Here is an 18,249-nt window from a genome sequence, read left to right on the forward strand (position 1 = left end):
GTGAACATGCAAAGCCAGTCCGCTTCGACACCATCCTCACGATGGTTATGACCTACATAAATTACGTAGTAAAGGATTACCAAAGATGAAAAGAACATTATCGTTACTCGCCATATGTACTGGCGCTATCTTATCGGCACCAAGCTATGCCGCTTGTGACCTTGGCGACCTAGAAGCGGAAGGAAAAATTTCCCTACTATCTAACAGTTACCCGGTTCTGAAACACTTCTCAGATAAGATGAAAGAGTGCGAAACCTCTAAGTTAGAAATCAAAAACAAGCTGGTTGGTGGCAGTGCCGTTCAAGAGCAAGCACGAATCGTACTTTCAAGCCGTCGTGGTAATTCCCCTTACGATGTTATTCAAGTATCGGCTCAGAGCTACCATGAATTCTTACTAAAAGAACAGATCCAGCCAATCACAGATCTAGTGGAAAAATATTGGGATGAGTACAACCTCGCAGACATCCCACCAAGCATCTGGGATCTCGCAAGACACGATGGTGAAATCTACGCGCTGCCAATCCAGTTGAACATGCAAGAGTTCTTTTATCGCCAAGATTTGTTTGACCAACATAACTTAGAAGTGCCGCATACCTATCAAGAAGTGGTCACAACTGGCCAAGCTCTGCAAGAAGCTGGCATTGACTACCCTCTTTCTCAAGCTATGGGGAAAGGTTGGAACCTAGCGACTGAATTCACCAACATCTACTTGTCTTTAGGCGGTCAGTATTTTGATGAAGACGGTAAGCCTCTATTTGATGGCGAAAAAGGCGTAGAAGCAGCGAACATTCTTAAGTCATTGCTACCGTTAATGTCTCCAAATGCTCTGTCTCTTTCGAATGATCTAGTAATGGTGAACTTCCAACAAGACAAAGCGGCAATGGGTAACGTATGGGCAACACGTGCATCAGAGATGGACAACGACCAAGTATCTAAAGTGGTTGGTAAAGTGAACTACTCTATGGCACCAACGGCTAATAAGAACACCACCATACCTGCTACAAGTATATTCTGGGATGGGTACGTATTCCCGCATCGTTTGAATTCAGACCGCGAACTAGTATTCAAGATCATGATGGAGTCGATGAGCAAAGAAAACATGAAAGAAGGGGCTGAACTGGCTTTCTTGTCTCGTCAATCAGCAAACCAAGTTGAAGGTGAGCAATATCGTTATTTGGGTGCGCTTGCAGAGATGATCGAGCGTGGCGCGAAGCCTTTCCCTAGTGAGGGTTACTACGGTTTAGCGCACACTGAGATCGGCAACAAGCTACCTGACGCACTGCGCGGTAGAACCAGCATCGAAGTCGCACTGAACGAAGCAGCAGAAGGCTATTACAAAGAAGCACGAGCACAAGGTTACATTGACTAAGGAGCAGTCATGAATTTACGTAATTTTCTCGGTTTTTCAGGCCCGTCTATCGCTTCAATGATACTGCTAATGGCGGCACCATTGGTGATGACTCTGTACCTGTCTTTGAACCGATTCAACTTTAAAGGCGAACTTCGCTATGTAGGTTTCGAAAACTACTTCGATATCCTTCAAGACGATGCGTTCTGGTCAGCCTTTGAGTTCACATTAATCTACACAGTTTGTGTTGTGTTAAGTGTGTTAGTGCTGGGGTTCATTGTCGCTCTAGCGTTAAACAAGCTCAGCCAAAAGATCCGCGGATTCTTTATGGCCGCAACGCTTTTACCATTCGTGGTAACCCCTGTTGTTGGCACTTTGATCTTCTCGTGGTTATTCCAAGACTTTGGTTACATCACTTATCTATTAAACCTAGTTGGAATCCAAGTGTATTGGTTCAGCGATGTGTTTGAGTCTCGCGCTTTAATCATCCTCTACGGTATCTGGCAAGTAACGCCGTTCGCTGCGATTGTGTTCTTTGCTGGCTTACAAGCAATACCACAAGACACATTGGAATCGTCTGTTCTGGATGGTGCACACCAGTGGGATCAAATTAAGCATGTTGTGATACCGGCTCTACAACCACTCATTCTGTTTATTTCGATGATTTGTATCATGGATGCTTACCGCTTGTTTGACTCAGTTGCGGTAATGACGGGGGGTCTAAATGCGACAGAGACTCTTATGTACTACAACTACCGCGTTGGCATTGTGCAAGACGCTGTAGCGAAAGGCAGCGCCGTTTCAGTACTAACTATGCTGGGCATATTTGTATTACTGATCCCTTTCTTATACCTGACTTACAAAGAGCAAAAAGGAATTCGCACATGAACCCAAGTAACCTAAATATTCAAAAGATAATGGTGTATGGAATCATGGGCTTGTGGGTTCTGTTTTGTGCCTTTCCATTTTTCTGGACCATTATGACGTCCATTAAAACACCGGTCGATGCGTTTTCTAATCCACCAGTTTGGGTATTCGAGCCCACCGCAATGAACTATGCAAACTTATGGCTAGAGTTTGGATTCAGTGAATTCTTGATTAACTCCGTCATCGTTACGCTTGGTGTAGTGGTGATTTCACTGAGCATTGGTTGTTTTGCGGGTTACGCGTTGGCTCGCTACCCAGGTAAGTTGGGTTTTTGGTTACTAATGCTAGCGTTAGTTTTCCGTTCACTGCCTCATACCGTGTTCTTAATCCCCTACTACGAGTTTACCCGTATGGTTGGGCTTTACGATACACACATCGTGTTAATCCTTGTACTGGTTGCGATTAACCAACCTTTCACTATCTGGATGATGCGTTCGTTCTTCATGAACATTCCTAAAGAGCTTGAAGAGTCGGCAATGATGGATGGGTGTAATCAATTCCAAGCCTTTGCCAAAGCGATCGTTCCTGTGATGTGGCCGGGCATTATCACTACAGGCTTGTTCACTTTCTTATTAGCGTACAACGAATTCTTAATTCCACTGACATTAACCGCAACAAACGCAGCAACGATGCCAGTTGCGATATCGCAGTTTGGTGCAGATGACATTAAATACTGGTCTATGACCGCTGCAGGTGCAGTTTCAATCACATTACCGATCGTCGCGCTGATCATTTTCTTCCAGAAAAAGATCGTATCAGGCTTGGTTGCCGGCGCAGTTAAAGGATAAAAGGAGATTACTAATGACACACACATGTGAACATCCAACAGATCAAGATACTGCACCCGTATCACCTCGCCCTGAGCAAGGAGCGCTAACTAATGATAACGACCTGACCAAAACCGATGAAACTCTACATGTGATCGATTCAATGGTCGATGGGCTCAACGACCACGACATCGACAACATGGGACGCTTTTTTGCTGAAAGCTTCCGTTGGATGGGTAACGCAGGCTGCGGCTTCAAAGACAACCTACAAGAGTTCCAAGAAAACTGGCAGCGCCCTTTCCAAGCCGCGTTTTCAGACAAGGTTTGTATTGATGAGGCTCGCCTAACCCAAGGTGAATGGTGTGCAGCGTTTGGCCGCCAAGAGGCGATTCATTCTGGTCCATTTATGGGAATTGAAGCAACCGGTAAGAAAGTGATTATCCGCTACATGGATTTCTGGAAAGTAGTCGACGGCAAGATAGTAGACAATTATGTAATGGTCGATTTCCCTGCCGTTATGGCTCAATTAGGTGTCGATGCTTTTTCTGGTCAGGGTTGGGAAAACAAAGACTCCAAAAACAACCCTCTTTACCAAGAACGTTAGAGGTGGTTGATGTCCAATTTTGACAATAAAGAGCGCATTCGTGCGCTCAATAATGCTATGTATGACTTTGAGCTCACAGCCGTTGAAAGCGAGCTGGATGAGTTAATCAGTGATACAGCAACATTGCAATATGGCTATCCATTCGAACAACTTGCCAATAAACAATCGTTGATATCTGATCTTTATCAACCCTTGCTGCATGCGATACCTGATCTAGAAAAGCGCACCTACATATCCATGGGTGGCGAGGCAAACGGGCAACATTGGGTAGGTTGTGCTGGCTATTACACGGGTCGCTTTCTGGAACCTTGGCTTGATATCCCGCCTACTGGGCATCAAGTCTCTATGCGCTTTCATGAGTTCTATCGATTTGAATGCGGCAAAGTGGTCGAAGTTCAAGCACTGTGGGACATCCCTGAGCTAATGATGCAGGCAAAAGCGTGGCCGATGACACCAAGCCTTGGTAGAGAATGGCACCCGCCGGCTCCTGCAACATTGGATGGCATCGTAGGACGGACAAATGCAACACAGGCAGATACAAGCTTAACCATAGTGTCAGAAATGCTGAACGGCTTATCAAAGCACGCCCAAGGCGGTGTGGAAGCCATGAACCTCGACGCTTTCTGGCACCCTAAAATGAGTTGGTACGGGCCTTCTGGTATCGGAACCGGCCGGGGAATCTCTGGGTTTAGAAATTGGCATCAAATACCATTTTTAAATGCCCTGCCCGACCGCCGAACCAAAGAAGGTAATGGATACTTGTTTGCTGACAACAACTACGTTGCCTTTACTGCATGGCCAGGAATGGAGATGACGGTATCAGGCAGTGGTTGGCTTGGTATCGCGCCATCTAATCAAAACATCACGATGCGAAGCCTCGACTTCTGGCGAGTTGAAGGTGACAAAATTCGAGAAAACTGGGTGTTGGTCGATCTGCTCGACGTCTACCACCAGCTCCGCGTGGATGTTTTTGCGAGAATGAAAGAACTCAACAAAGCGCGCTATCATCAGTTTGAGCATTAAACACATAATTAAACGAGTGAGTCAGGCTTTAGCTTAGGCTCGCCACGAGAAAGTAACATCAAGGATAGAACAATGACTATGACTGGATTTGCCTCAAAGTGGCAAAATTTCCCCGATTACATATTAGGCATTACCAAAGAGATCTGGGAAGATCGTGGCTTACACACCCTGCATGACTATTACTCTGAAGATATCGTAGTAAGAACCCCTCAAGGCATCGCTGTCGGCAACAAAGACGTGATAAACGCGACTTTGGCAGTGCTTGCTCAATATCCAGACCGAACCCTGTTTGGCGAAGATGTGATTTGGAGCGGTTCGCCAGAACAAGGCATGCTGTCGTCACACCGTATTATTTCGACAGCAACCGACAAAGAAACCGGCACCAAGCTTAAATTTAGAATCATTGCTGACTGTCACGCCATTAATAACCAAATCAACGATGAATGGCTCATCCGAGATCAAGGTTCAATCGCAAGACAACTCGGTTATACACCAAAGGCTTACACGCAACATTTGATCGACCAAAGCGGTGGAATCGACAAGTGCCAACCGGTATTCACCCCTGCATGCGACCAACAAGGTCCTTACTTAGGCGTTGGTAATGACAACCTATGGGGGCGCAAGTACGAAGAAATCTTACGCGCCATAATGAACGCTCAACTGAGTGTGATTCCCCAAGAATACGATCGTGCTTGTATTGGAGAATATGCAGGCGGCCAATCTGCCCTATCCCACTCTGAAATCGATCACTTTTGGGTTCAGTTGCGTTCTTCTTTCCCAAATGCAGAGTTTAAGATTCACCATCGTATTGGACTTGAAGACGACATGATGTCTCCACGTGCAGCCATCCGATGGTCGTTGCAAGGTAAACACGAAGGTTATGGTGCGTTTGGTCAGCCGACTGGAGCCGAGGTTTACATCATGGGAGCGTGTCATGCAGAGTTCGGCCCTTGGGGGCTGCGCCGCGAATATGTGCTTTACGACGAACTGGCTATTTGGAAACAAATTATCCAACACACTGGGTAGAATGGAATAACAACGCTTTTGGTAAGATAACGGCTTAACTATAACGCTTGACCGATAAATCTCAGCGACAAAAAAGGCTCACTAGATAGTGAGCCTTTTTATGTCTATTCAACGCAAAACCGAGGTTTAACGTTGCTTCAGTCTTAAAAGAACAACGTTAGAAGAATTCAATCGAGTTACGGCCGCTTTTGTCGTCACGTGTTGGCTTCGGCGTATCCGCTTTCTTTTTCGGTTTGTTTTCTTTCTTCTTCTCTTTTTTCTCTTTCTTTGGTTCAGCCGTTGCGCTTAGCATTTCTGCTTTGCTTTTCTTAGATTCTTTCTTCTTAGAATCCTTTTTAGACTGACCTTTCTTCGCCTTGTTATCTTTTTTAGGCGCTTCTTTCTTTTTCGGCTTTTCTGACTCTTCTTGTACTGGCTGATCACACACCACTACATAGTATTCTTGGTTGAATTCAAAGAAGTCGCCATCGTACATTTTACGACGCTTGCGCGTTTCCAGCTCACCATTTACCGCTACGTAGCCTTCAGAGATGATGTGCTTAGCTTCACCGCCACCACTCACTAGGTTAGCAATTTTAAACACTTTGTAGAGCTCGATTGGCTGTGATGAAACATCAATACCAATTGCTTCAATTTCAATCTCTTCGCCTTCTTCGCCCAGCTCTTGGCCTTCGTAATCAGCGTCTTCGTAATGTTCTTGGTCCATGGTGACCTCTACCTAAATATGTACTTCTGGAATATTGGGCGCAGTGTAATCTTAAAACAACAAAATGACCATGTTGAATTTATAGCTCAAGCCGAGGAAACGACAAGGCAAAACAAGCACCATCCAAGTAACTTTCACCAACAGTGACATGTGCTTGGTGACGGTCACACACCTGTTTAACAATAGCTAACCCTAAACCATGGCCCGTTTTCCCCTTGTTCCTCGCTGCATTAGCGCTGTAAAAAGGATCAAACAAAAAAGGCCAATGCTCCGCTTCAACGCCTTTGCCGTCATCATGAACCTCAATAACAAATTCATTATCGGTATACCATAACTCAATAACGATCTTAGTATCAGCAAACTTAAACGCATTCCTTACGATGTTATCCACCGCCCTATTGAATAATTTTAGATCGACATAAAAAGAGGCTGGAATTTTTAATGGCACCTTAATGAGATCGAGGGTTGTCTCTTTCTCCCAGATACTAAAACGCTCGTTTAGCCATTCATTAGCATCAATAGGTTGCTTAAGTAACTCAAAACCTCCCCTTTCCAAGCGGGCGTAATACAACAACTCATCGACCATATCTTCCATTTCTTCAGTATCCGCAAGAATACGAGCTATAGCCTTAGACTGCTGCTTCGTTGGCTCCAAATCACTCAACAACTCAGCTTGCCATTGAATCCGGAATATAGGGGTTCTTAGTTCATGTGCTACCGCGTTGGTCAAAGACTTATTACTATTGATTAAATCTCTTATCTTGTCTGCCATGACATTAAAGCTGCGGTTCAACGTCCCCAATTTTATGCTGTTCTTCTCAGATGCTCGCTCTAATAGTTCACCATGAGAAAAAGCCACTGTCGCCATTTCAAGGTTGTTTAATCGGCGCTTTATTCTCCAAACTAAAAACAGGCCACTAAACGCAAAACCAGTTATGGCAAAAACCCAAATAAGCCGGTTTTCAAACTTGATTTGCTTCCTCAGATAAGAATCTTTGTTCTTAGATAACTCATATAACTCATCACTTCCAACCAACCTCAACCAAAGGAAGTATTCGTCATGGTAGTAGACATTTCGGCCTTGTTGCTGAAACGCTTTTCTCACTAATTCTGGAGCGTTATCAAATGGGATGATTCGCAGGTTTTGCCGAGTCTTATTTGCAAAACTTTTTAATAGATTCTGCGTTTCAAGCAAACCTTTTTCGCGGTAAACCACATCAATCAATTCTTGATAAGCTTCTGCTTCATGGTCTCGTAATATGTATTCGTAGTCAGTGCTTAACTTGTAAACAATAAAAGCATAGGAATATATACTCACTAAGAAGATAACAGTCAGTCCCGCTAGATATTCAAAATAGATACGTCGCATGTTATTTATCAGCTACCGTTACCAACGTTCTGGTACGAACAAGTAGCCTTTGCCTCTTACAGTGATGATCTTTTTAGGTGGGACAGTTATGTCGTTAAGCTTTTTACGTAAGATTACGATTTTGTTATCGATAAAACGATCAATGCCATCGTAATCTACCCCTCTCAATTCTTGAGTAAGAAAATTACGTGATAGCACTTGCTCCGGAGAAGAAGCTAATAACCAAAGCAATTCAAATTCACTCTCCGCTATCGATATGTCTTGTCCAATATGCGTACAAACTTTGGTAACACGATTCAAACTTAACTTACCAAAAACCAATTCATTCTTACTCACTTCAGCACTTACAGAACTTTCAGGGATACGACGTAAAAGCATCCTCACTCTCGCCAGTAACACTCTTTGACGAATGGGTTTACTAATAAAGTCATCGGCGCCAGTTTCTAAAGCGGCTACATGATCGAAATCATCATCGCTCGCCGTAAGAATCAGTATTTTTCCATTAAACTGACTTCGCACTTGTCGGCAAATAGTCAGTCCATCAACTTCTGGCAACATGAGATCAAGTAGAACAATATCGGGCTGAATAGTTAAAATTTGCTCACACGCTAATGCTCCATCAGAAATAGTGACGACTTCAAAAGATTGGCTTTCAAAGTATTCCTGTAACATCTCTCTTAAGATGGGATCGTCTTCTACGATCACGAGTTTCGGGTTGGTCATAAATCCTTTTCACCATGCCTTCTGCTAGCTTGCGAACCGCTTCTTTATATCAAAATTCAGCACATTCTTTTTACATAGCTTCTATTTATAAAAATAACAAAAACATCTATATAACATATAAATAAAAGGTAATGCAGCTAAAAATAGATTAAATACTCTTAATTTTATACTCAAAAAAACCGATTACCTTAATAAGGTAATCGGTTCGATTTGCGAGTTTATCTAAGCGTTGCCTGTTTAGTCATCGAAAATGGGGAACTGTTCAAATGCGCGACGATAGTTTGTGTATTCGTTAGAGCTCCAAAGTCTTAACTCTTCAGGATCATAGTTATACACTTCTTTATGAGCAGCATTCGTCGAACTGGTGTTGTTATCCGCTATCTGGTTACCAAAGATTTGCGCCAAATCGAATATACGGTCGTGCTCTTCATCTTCAAATTTACCAATCGAACTATTTTGTACTGTTTGCAAGCTTGACTGAGGGTTACACTTACGTTTCATATGATCTTCGGTCGACTCGCCATCGACTTTAAATCGTAAACATTTCTCACCATCTTCGTCATATTCTTCAAATTGGTTATCAAACATAGTCCAACGCGCGAATCCTGTAGTATCTCGAAGAGCGACTAGAGCCTGCTTATCACCGACCGCAATAATACGTGCTTCGTTACGATCTCGAGTATTCTTAAACACAGAAAGTGCATTACGAACTCGATATGGCAAACCATTCAATTTATCGACTCGTGCTTTTTGGTCTTCTTTATACAAAGCGCGTGAAGCTAAAGCATTTGCAAGTGTATTACGTGAATTCAACGAATAATTTGTCCCTTTCCAAGTAAAGTTAATCCCATCTTCGTCGGCATAACTACTATTCGCATAGTTGATGTGGATAGAGTCGCTAAACCCAGATACAGAATCACTCAAACCATACTCATTTGCTCGATTGTATTTGTTTAAGTTCTTCAGAAGCGTACCGAAATACGGCACCTTAGTATCTTGTCTAGCTCCATCAGTCCAATACACAAATGCTTCATTACCGCCCATTGAGAAGTAGCGCTTCATTGGCCATAGGTATGAAGGTGTCGCCTCAATTGTTTCGGTAATGTCTTGCTTGTACTTTAGAACTGTCTCTACGTAATCTCCATTCCCATCAACAAAAATAGCTTGGCGAGCTTCAGCTCTACCCGTTAAATCGGATAGATACGTATACAAATGTGAAATTTTGTCTGACATATCAACCAATGCTAAGCTCGAATTCTCTGTTGATTTGAAAGGTGTATCACGTTTAACTAACATCTGCGCTGCTAGTAGTTTGTCTGGCCATACGCCTAACAAATCAACAGAAGAAGACGATGTTTGGTAAGGGTTATTCGCTTTTAAGCTAGCCCATACTCTTCCATCTCGAGTTTCAGAACGAATTACGATCTCGTTAGCTTGGCTTGCTAACATCTGAACTAACTCTTCATCGAAACAACTGGTTGGAACATCGCGATTTTGCGACATACCACCTTGATACGTTAACCAAAGATCAGATAATTTGGCGAAACGATAGCGGTTAGGGACTCCATCCACACCACTCAACTCTTCAGTTTCACACACCTTATCAGGTGCAGTTAGCACTTCTAAGAAGAAATCTGCCGCTAAATTAGCTGCATTGTAGGTATCACAAATTGGACGAACACCTGCAGACAAATTTTCTAATGGAATAGTATTACCTCGAAAATCCACGCAGTTGTTTCCCGCTATTTCTTCGAAAACTTGCCCTTTGTTATTCGTTGTATTTGCGCCTAAGTAACGAGCAAACATGAAGTCAATTTCACCAACATTTTCAACGATATCTCGAATTTGTTGGAACTCTCCCATTCGATATAAGAAGTAATTATATTGATGGTACTGTTCAAATCTCTCACGTCCATTTCTTTGGTTAACCGTGTCATAACTATCTTTGTATCGCTGAATTCTAAACTCCGTAGCTTCTTGAAGGCTTGTACCTTCATCAAAACGATCACATAACAAGTTAGTGGTCGTGTGTTCATCCGTACAATAGCGATAGCTCACTAACGAATCTGGAATACCATTTTGACCAGCGTTAGCTCTCAAGTGTGCAATAACACCCGTTGGATAAACCTTATAGTCATTAGATAGCTGACGGTCATACTCAGCCAAAGAATATACTTTACGCTTTTGAGCTCCAGTGGCGTCTACTACAGCGACATCAGCACCTTCGCTATTTGTGTTAACGATGAGCTCATTTGTTTCAACCTGACGAGCATAAGCAAAACGTAAAGCGGCCTTGTCGTACTTACCGAACGTCAGCAGTTCATCAAATATTGATGCACCGTAATCCATGATCGAACTGTAGGCCGCTGGCTTATCAAGGTGCCCAATTTTGCTTTGTGCAAGCTCAGCCTCTGTATAGAAATGGCTTTCATCTGTGGAACCCATAAAGTTATGACGTAAACCAAGGTTATGCCCAAGTTCATGAATCAATGTTGATTTGAACATGTGTTTCGAAATCGCTTGGCTTGCTAACTTCTGCTGATCAATCGTCAGTTCTTCCCACGTTTTCATTTTGCTTTGATCAGCGTCGGCGAAATAGCCACCTTGGGCATAATCTAAGCCCTTCACTAAGCCCTTTGATTGGGTACTTAACCACATCGCATCAACGCTATATACATTCTGCTCAGAGAACCGTTTCAACATATCTTGGCGTTTATAGAATGACTGTAGAGCGAGATCTTGGTTGCTGGTATCGTATTTGAAATCCAAATCAGCTTCAGGAAGTGAATCGACTAAATTATCTTTGGCCACCAAATTAATTTCACGTTCACTCAACGCTGGAACATTGACCGATGGTCCTCGATCTTCCTCGAGCATTTTATTGAACAAATCAATTTCGGTTGGCTCAGCGCTTGATTTCGAAGCATTGCTTTTTTCCACCACAACCGCAGGTTGTACTTTTGCAATTTCTTGGCGGTTGTAGCGTTTCGCAAGGTCATCCCATGTACGACGACTTGCCGAGCGAATGACACCTAGGTATTGGTTAACATGCGCATGAATAATTTCGCCCGTTAATGGGTTAGTGGCCGATGGGCCATAACCAAGAAGTCCGTTGTCTACCGGATCCGCGATCAAGTTGAACACGTTATAACGTAAGTCACCAGTTTGCACACCCGCTTTCTTATCACTATTAACAATGTTAATGCGAGGAACTCCCGTGCCTTCTAATGATTGATTTACCTCTTTCATAGTATCAAGAGTAAGCTGCAGGTACGCTTCATTGCCATCATCGAAGTAACTGTCGCTTAAGTAGTAATCGATCGACTCTAGATCCGGATTGAATCGGTTAATATAAGAAAAACGAGAACCCTGTACGTTACTCTCACCGGTGTGAGTTTTTACTTCTTTGCTATCGTTGAAGAACCCAAAGTATGCGCTGTCTTGGCCTTGATAATAGATAGGTTCGTAATTTTCACTTGCTAACTTATCGAGCTTAACAAGAGAATAGAAAAAACGTGTTTTGAATGATAAGTCGTTAAGTTCACCACCAAACTGGTATTGATCTTCCGCTTCTGCAGTAAAGGTTCGTTCTACTTCAACGTTAATTACCCCACCCTCAGGATCGTATTCGTATGAAATCAAACGAGGTTCTGCAGACTCCGTAACGTTACTGGAGGTATACCAAGCTCTAATTGTGTCTTGAGATAGCGATTGAATCTCTTCATATTTAGGTACAAAGTGCGTCGCCTGACTCCATGGCACATCTTCATCGGCGTTAATTTCTTCTTTGTTTGTACACTCACCGTAGCTATTTTCAGCACAACGATACTGGCGGAACTCTCCAGGAATCTTAAGTACAGGAGCACGGTTGATTTCCGCATCCCAACGACTTTCATCTGTCGCATTGACCTTATCGCGATCAACTTCTTCGACATAAATACCATTAGTTTCATCAAAACGAAGCGTTACTAACTTTGGATCGCCTTGGAAAAAGCCACGTTGAGTCATAGCATAGCGAGGAGCTTCACCAGTCGACGGCATGTACATCCAAAGTGATTCCGTATCTAGAGATTGAACAGAAATCTCTTCGGTTGGTTTTTCATAGGTGTCATAGGCACGATCTTCGGCCCCACACCCGCTGAGGATTGCGGCAATACTTGCTGCGATAATTGCGTGTTTAAACATAATTTACCTATATTTATAATTATATTACATTTTTATTTCTAACTATCTAATTTCAATGCGAACGGTGCAATATTAGAATTGATAGTTAATCACTGCGTAATAAGTTGTTTTCTTTAAATCGACTAAATCATTAAGAGGATTTGAACCTCTTTCTGGGTTGTAATAACTAATGCCATTAGTCAATCCAGCAGAAATAGAAATACTCTTAGTTATTTGGTAGCCCACCTCTTCCCCATGTAATAGAGTTGGATCAAACGTGCTCCCGTTATAATTCCATGACTGTCTAGGCATTACGAAAATGTTAAAATAGAAGTCTTCTGCAAAAACATAATCAAGAGAAAATTGGCTACTCAATTGGTATTCAATAAGCTGATTACCACCGGCTGTTTTATATTCGTGAAAGTTTTTTCTAAGTAATAACGTATTACTCAATGAAAGCCCTTCAATCCAATTATCGAATGGAGCACTCCACCTGACTTTCAATCTAGTTCCTAACGTTAAATCGTTCCTCCTTGACCATTTAGACGTTGGCAATATTACTCTCACCTCGCCACTCAGTGATGAGCCATCAGTTGGTTTGAATAATCCATTGCGCCCCCACGAGATGGAGGTATCATTCCAAAATTGTCCTCTAGTGCCATATTCATCACCGTCGGACAAGTGGTAGCCTGACGCCACAACTTGGAGTCGAGATTTGTCTGAAAACGAATATCGGACAACGCCAGTTGCAGAAGCCGAACGGTTTGCTAAAGACGCACTGTCTTCATACCCGTTTCGAGAATAGTCAGCACTAATGTATCCAGACCAAGGGTTTTCATTGTTTTTGGACTCCCACTCATCTTGCAAATTATTTGCTAGGGCGAGCGAAGGCGCCACCAGCATGAACGCTGGCAACATAAGTAGTTTATTCATATTTTCCTTCTTGTATTACACTTCCGTATTATATCTACATTTTCTTTTTCCAGTTTTAAGCCTGTTTAGCTAACCTCGTTGTTTTTATTTTATTCCTTTGAGATGGATGCGTTATTGGAATCGACGCCAATAGAGTTTTTGTATATTCTTCTTTTGGGTTTTTATAAACGTCTTCCACACTTCCAAACTCAATTATTTTACCTTTTTTCATTACGACCACATTATCTGAAATGTGCTTAACGACAGAGAGATCATGTGAAATGAAAATAATGGAAAGGTTCATCTCTTTTTGTATTTTTAGTAATAAGTTCAATATCTGTGCTTGCACAGAAACATCTAATGCCGATACTGACTCATCGCAAATCAATAATTTTGGCTTTAATGCTATTGCTCTTGCTATGCCTATACGCTGCCTTTGCCCTCCAGAAAACTCGTGCGGATAACGGGTTACGGCGGAGTGAGGTAATCCGATCTTATCGAGTAGCTCTAAAACCCATTGCTTTCGGTCTTTCTTTGAACCAATCCCATGAATAATAAAAGGTTCTTCAAGTATGCCGCCTACTGTATGCCTCTGATTCAATGATTCTAGAGGATCCTGAAATACAATCTGCATATCTCGACGAAGTGGACGCATTCTTTTTGTACTGTAATGGGTGATGTCTTCGCCTTCGAAAAAGATCTTCCCAGCGGATGGCTCATACAGTTTGAGTAATGTTCTACCAAGCGTACTTTTTCCACAGCCAGACTCTCCAACCAGACCTAACGTCTCACCTTGCTTCACTGAGAATGAAACACCGTCAACAGCCTTGATTACATAACCTTTCTTAAATAGGTTCTTACCTGATAGAAAATGCTGTTTTAGCCCTTCAATTCTAATGACTTCTGACATAATCAATTCCCCTTGTATTCTGGGAATTCATTCAAATCAATTGGGTTGATTTGAATGGTTTGTTTCGGCTCGACATTGAGATCTGGAATTAAGCTCAAGAGTCTTTTTGTATACGGATGTTGTGGGTGATCGAAAAGTTCGAAAATTTCTGCATGCTCAACAATACGTCCGTCATACATCACAGCGACTTCATCGCAAATTTCCGCAACAACACCTAGATCATGAGTGATAAAGATCACTGCCATCCCGGTCTCTTCTTGAAGCTCTCTTATCAGTTCCAAAATTGATGCTTGAACCGTTACATCTAATGCAGTCGTCGGCTCATCGCATATCAAGATGTCAGGCTTACATGCAAGAGCTATTGCAATCATTACCCTTTGTCGCATCCCCCCTGACAGGCTATGAGGGTATTCTTTAAAACGTAGTTTCGGCATTGGAATTTCAACTTTTTCAAGCAAACCAATTGCGTACTCTATCTTTTCAGACTTAGACATCTGGTTATGGTGCAAATCCAGAACCTCGACAATCTGCTTGCCAATTGTCTGAACAGGGTTCAAGGCAGTCATAGGGTCTTGGAAAATGATTGAGATACGGTTCCCACGCATCTTATGCATCTCATGTTCAGGTACCTCTGTAAGGTCTGTATCACGATAAATTATTTTTCCAGCCGTGACCTTTCCATAAGGCTTAGGAAGTAGTCCCATAATAGACATGGAAGTTACGCTCTTCCCACTGCCCGATTCCCCAACCAAACCGAGTGTTTGGCCTGATTTCACGTCAAAGGACACACCTTTCAGTATCTTGACAATGCCTTCATCAGTACTGAACTCTGCTTCTAAGTCACGAACTTTTAGTACAATATTTTGGTTCATTCCACGGTCATCCTTAGAGCTTATATCTGTCATCAATGATGGTGATGGGTGGATATGCTTTACCTTCTTTAGAAGCCAACTGAGTTTCTTCTTTTAGGTCTGTATCAATCCAGAAATTACTGGTATCTAAAATATTAAACATGGCGCCAGTCTTCTTCGTCATTGGGTTCTTTGGGAACTTAATCCAACGCCAGTAGGCATCTCGTGTATAAGGCACCATATAGCCAGGCACAATGACATACGCATCTTTTATTTTTCTTTGGATGTTCTGAGATAGCTGCTGTTTCCTTTCCATATCAAACTCAGAAATAAACGCCTCAATTTTCTGATCTAGCTCTGGTGAACTGAAATTTGTATGATTATTAGTTTGAGGACGGTTGGCATTTGTCGAGTGAAAGTACTCTTTGTAAGCTGGTATCTCCCCTCCGCCCATATTAAGAAAAGCAAGCTGGTGTTTTTTCTCGAGAATAAATTTGAATGCAGCAGAACCATCAACAAGGTTTAAGTTGAGCTCTAGACCAGCTAACTTCGCTTGCTCTTTTAGATAGGCAACTCTTGGTGTCCAAATGTTGTAGCCATATGTGATTTTGAAACTCAAACGAACCCCACTGGCGTTCATACGAATACCATCAGAACCGATACTATCGAAACCTGCAGATTCGAAATAACCAATCGCAAGTTCAGGTCTAAACGGTGGAGCCTCTACACCCTCTAAATCGTATTTACCGTGTCCAAATCCCATAGCATGAGGTTTTCTGGAGTAATCGCCTCGCAACACGTTTTTGATCATGCCATCAAAGTCAGTAGCGTAAGTAATGCCTTTTCGAACATTAATGTTGTTCAGCAGTGGCATGGATGTATTTATCCATAAACCGCCAGCGCCTTGTGGCCTTTGATTGAAGCCCCAGAATTTTTGGATAAAACCATGGCTAAAAGGTTCTGAGCTGGTTTTCTCATGCCACAGTTGAGGCTGTACCATCGCAAACGTGTCTAACTTTCCCTTTTCAAAGTGCTTACGTGCAATATCACTATCACGAATTACCTTGATGCGAAGTTTTTCCACGTTAAATCGGTTTTTATAGTATTTATTGCCGTAACCCCACCAGTTATCACCAACATGTGAAAACGTAATGCTGCGGCCTTTATTTACTTTCGATATGTAATAAGGCGACGTTGTAGGCTCTGACTTGAAGTTATATTTACGAACAAAATTATCATCCATGCCATCCTTATTCCCATCGTTAATATCAACAAAATGATGCTTGGGACGAGGCTGCACTCCGTGACTCGGCATATTGATAAGAGCCATAAGTTCGTCATTACTTTTAGGCTCGGCCATCGTAATACTGAGCGTATGGTCATCGAATTTTTCAACGGCCTTGATGCTGTTGCGGAAAAAGTCGTTATACCAAGGATCAATAATGTCTTTCGAACGGTAATACGTCAGCATAAATAGATAGTCGTCAGCCGTTACGCTCTCTCCGTCAGACCATTTCGCATCAGGATTCAGTTTGAAATAAACTGTCTTGTGATCATCCCCAAATGCCCATTCATTCGCCAGTTGAGGGATCCAGCGGTCTGTATTTGGATGTCGTTGCGACAGTTTAGGTGTGCCATCCATTAAATAGAAACGAATGCCAGAATTCGCGTCTGGTCCAACTGAACGCAGTGTTTGTGGAAAGCTAGGCATATAACTGCGTAGTGTGCCTCCGCGCTTAGCTTCATCAGACGCAAATACTGGATCAACCCAGTTACTATGCCATTCCAAATTGTCTGGTGTTTGCTGTGCTTGAGCTAGAAAACTCAACAACAAAGCGAATAGTCCATATCTGTACATCATCACTTCCTAGTGCTTATCTATAAACTGTGTATTTTTTTGGATCAAAGGCTGTTCTTATCGCTTCACCAATGAATGTAACCATAACCAACACACCGACTATTGCGGTCACAACAGAACCAACAATCCATGGGGAATCTAAGTTTGACTTACCTTGCTGAAGAAGCTCCCCCCAGCTAGGGGTAGGTGGAATAAGACCTAAACCTAAATAATCCAATGCGGTAAGAGCTGTAATGTTTGCAGCAATAGTGAAAGGTGCCAAAGTAACGATCATTACCATTGTGTTGGGTAAAATATGGTGAAAGATGATCCTCGCTGTTGATGCTCCTAAAGCCTTTGCTGCTAAGACATACTCTCGGGCCGATTCTCTATAGGTCATCGTCCGCATATACCAAGTAATACCCATCCACCCAAAAGTCACATTAATCAATACGAAAAGCATAAACGTTGGTTGCGCTATCGAAACCAAAATCATGATCACGTAAAGGAACGGAACCATAGACCAAGTCTCAATGATTCTTTGAACAATCAGATCAAACTTGCCACCAAAGAAACCCATTGCACAGCCCACTGTTACACCAATGCTGTATGCAATGATCATTGTTATCAGAGCAAATCCCATTGCAGTTCTGAATCCGTAAACCAGTCTGGCTAAAATATCCCGCCCGATTACGTCAGTGCCCAAATAGTGCTTTGAGTAGGCACTTGGAGCATGTGGCGGATATTCGCCGGAGAAATCTTGTTCATACGGATTCCAAGGCACTAAAGGTAGAATCGCAAAGTCACCATTGTTTTTATCTTTAAGCGCTAATTGAAGCAGTCGATAGTTTGCCTCTCCCGAAAACTCCAAACCAAATGTCTTACCGGAGTAAACATCAGATACAATGGGAAAGTAATATTCCCCCTGATAACGCACCACCAAAGCCTTACTGTTGATCAACGCTTCAGCAAAAAGAGACAGTAACAACATCACCGATAGAATGATCAGCGACCAATATCCACGCTTTATTTGTTTGAATCGCTTGATCTGTTTTAGCGTCAACGGATTTAATTTAATCATC

Annotated in this window: 15 protein-coding genes; 6 read left to right on the forward strand and 9 right to left on the reverse strand. The window is 42.5% G+C overall.

Features of this window, described 5'->3' with window-relative positions:
* Positions 1-85: 85 nt before the first annotated feature.
* From AACU28_RS06030 to AACU28_RS06055, 6 genes are all read left to right on the forward strand, one after another.
* Positions 86-1,369, forward strand: a complete 1,284-nt coding sequence (locus tag AACU28_RS06030; protein WP_102481797.1) for an ABC transporter substrate-binding protein — start codon at positions 86-88, stop codon at positions 1,367-1,369.
* 9 nt (positions 1,370-1,378) lie between these two features.
* A complete protein-coding gene (locus tag AACU28_RS06035) occupies positions 1,379-2,236 on the forward strand; it encodes a carbohydrate ABC transporter permease (protein WP_102481798.1) in 858 nt (285 codons plus the stop codon).
* A complete protein-coding gene (locus AACU28_RS06040) occupies positions 2,233-3,063 on the forward strand; it encodes a carbohydrate ABC transporter permease (RefSeq protein ID WP_065112880.1) in 831 nt (276 codons plus the stop codon). The genes AACU28_RS06035 and AACU28_RS06040 overlap by 4 nt, the downstream gene beginning before the upstream one ends.
* A gap of 13 nt (positions 3,064-3,076) precedes the next feature.
* Entirely contained in the window at positions 3,077-3,646 is a 570-nt protein-coding gene (locus AACU28_RS06045; RefSeq protein WP_121602572.1) for an ester cyclase, read from the forward strand.
* Positions 3,647-3,655: 9 nt separating this feature from the next.
* Positions 3,656-4,669 carry an ester cyclase gene (locus tag AACU28_RS06050; RefSeq protein WP_121602573.1) on the forward strand — a complete coding sequence of 338 codons (1,014 nt, stop codon included), beginning with the start codon at positions 3,656-3,658 and terminating at the stop codon, positions 4,667-4,669.
* A gap of 72 nt (positions 4,670-4,741) precedes the next feature.
* Complete coding sequence (locus tag AACU28_RS06055; RefSeq protein ID WP_183091176.1) at positions 4,742-5,695, forward strand: nuclear transport factor 2 family protein; 954 nt, start codon at positions 4,742-4,744, stop codon at positions 5,693-5,695.
* Positions 5,696-5,852: 157 nt separating this feature from the next.
* Here AACU28_RS06055 and AACU28_RS06060 read toward each other — a convergent pair whose 3' ends face one another.
* From AACU28_RS06060 to AACU28_RS06100, 9 genes are all read right to left on the reverse strand, one after another.
* On the reverse strand, positions 5,853-6,401 hold the full coding sequence (locus tag AACU28_RS06060; protein ID WP_009844928.1) for an RNA-binding S4 domain-containing protein: 549 nt from the start codon (positions 6,399-6,401) through the stop codon (positions 5,853-5,855).
* A gap of 79 nt (positions 6,402-6,480) precedes the next feature.
* On the reverse strand, positions 6,481-7,770 hold the full coding sequence (locus tag AACU28_RS06065; RefSeq protein ID WP_061025691.1) for an ATP-binding protein: 1,290 nt from the start codon (positions 7,768-7,770) through the stop codon (positions 6,481-6,483).
* A gap of 18 nt (positions 7,771-7,788) precedes the next feature.
* Complete coding sequence (locus AACU28_RS06070) at positions 7,789-8,493, reverse strand: response regulator (protein WP_017092383.1); 705 nt, start codon at positions 8,491-8,493, stop codon at positions 7,789-7,791.
* A 237-nt stretch (positions 8,494-8,730) separates the two neighbouring features.
* On the reverse strand, positions 8,731-12,678 hold the full coding sequence (locus tag AACU28_RS06075) for a zinc-dependent metalloprotease (RefSeq protein ID WP_061025692.1): 3,948 nt from the start codon (positions 12,676-12,678) through the stop codon (positions 8,731-8,733).
* Between the two features lie 72 nt (positions 12,679-12,750).
* Positions 12,751-13,590, reverse strand: coding sequence for a hypothetical protein (locus tag AACU28_RS06080; protein WP_004730379.1), 840 nt, complete (start codon positions 13,588-13,590; stop codon positions 12,751-12,753).
* Positions 13,591-13,645: 55 nt separating this feature from the next.
* The gene (locus AACU28_RS06085; protein WP_004730377.1) at positions 13,646-14,479 is read right to left on the reverse strand and encodes an ABC transporter ATP-binding protein; all 834 of its coding nucleotides are present in this window, start codon (positions 14,477-14,479) and stop codon (positions 13,646-13,648) included.
* Between the two features lie 2 nt (positions 14,480-14,481).
* Positions 14,482-15,351: an ABC transporter ATP-binding protein gene (locus AACU28_RS06090; protein WP_069595281.1), complete on the reverse strand. Its 870-nt coding sequence runs from the start codon at positions 15,349-15,351 to the stop codon at positions 14,482-14,484.
* A 13-nt stretch (positions 15,352-15,364) separates the two neighbouring features.
* On the reverse strand, positions 15,365-17,188 hold the full coding sequence (locus AACU28_RS06095) for an extracellular solute-binding protein (protein WP_121602574.1): 1,824 nt from the start codon (positions 17,186-17,188) through the stop codon (positions 15,365-15,367).
* A gap of 16 nt (positions 17,189-17,204) precedes the next feature.
* Positions 17,205-18,248 carry an ABC transporter permease gene (locus AACU28_RS06100; RefSeq protein ID WP_004730371.1) on the reverse strand — a complete coding sequence of 348 codons (1,044 nt, stop codon included), beginning with the start codon at positions 18,246-18,248 and terminating at the stop codon, positions 17,205-17,207.
* Position 18,249 lies beyond the last annotated feature (1 nt).

Origin of the sequence: Vibrio sp. SBT000027, assembly GCF_963894355.1 — a bacterium.
Classification (GTDB): domain Bacteria; phylum Pseudomonadota; class Gammaproteobacteria; order Enterobacterales; family Vibrionaceae; genus Vibrio; species Vibrio splendidus.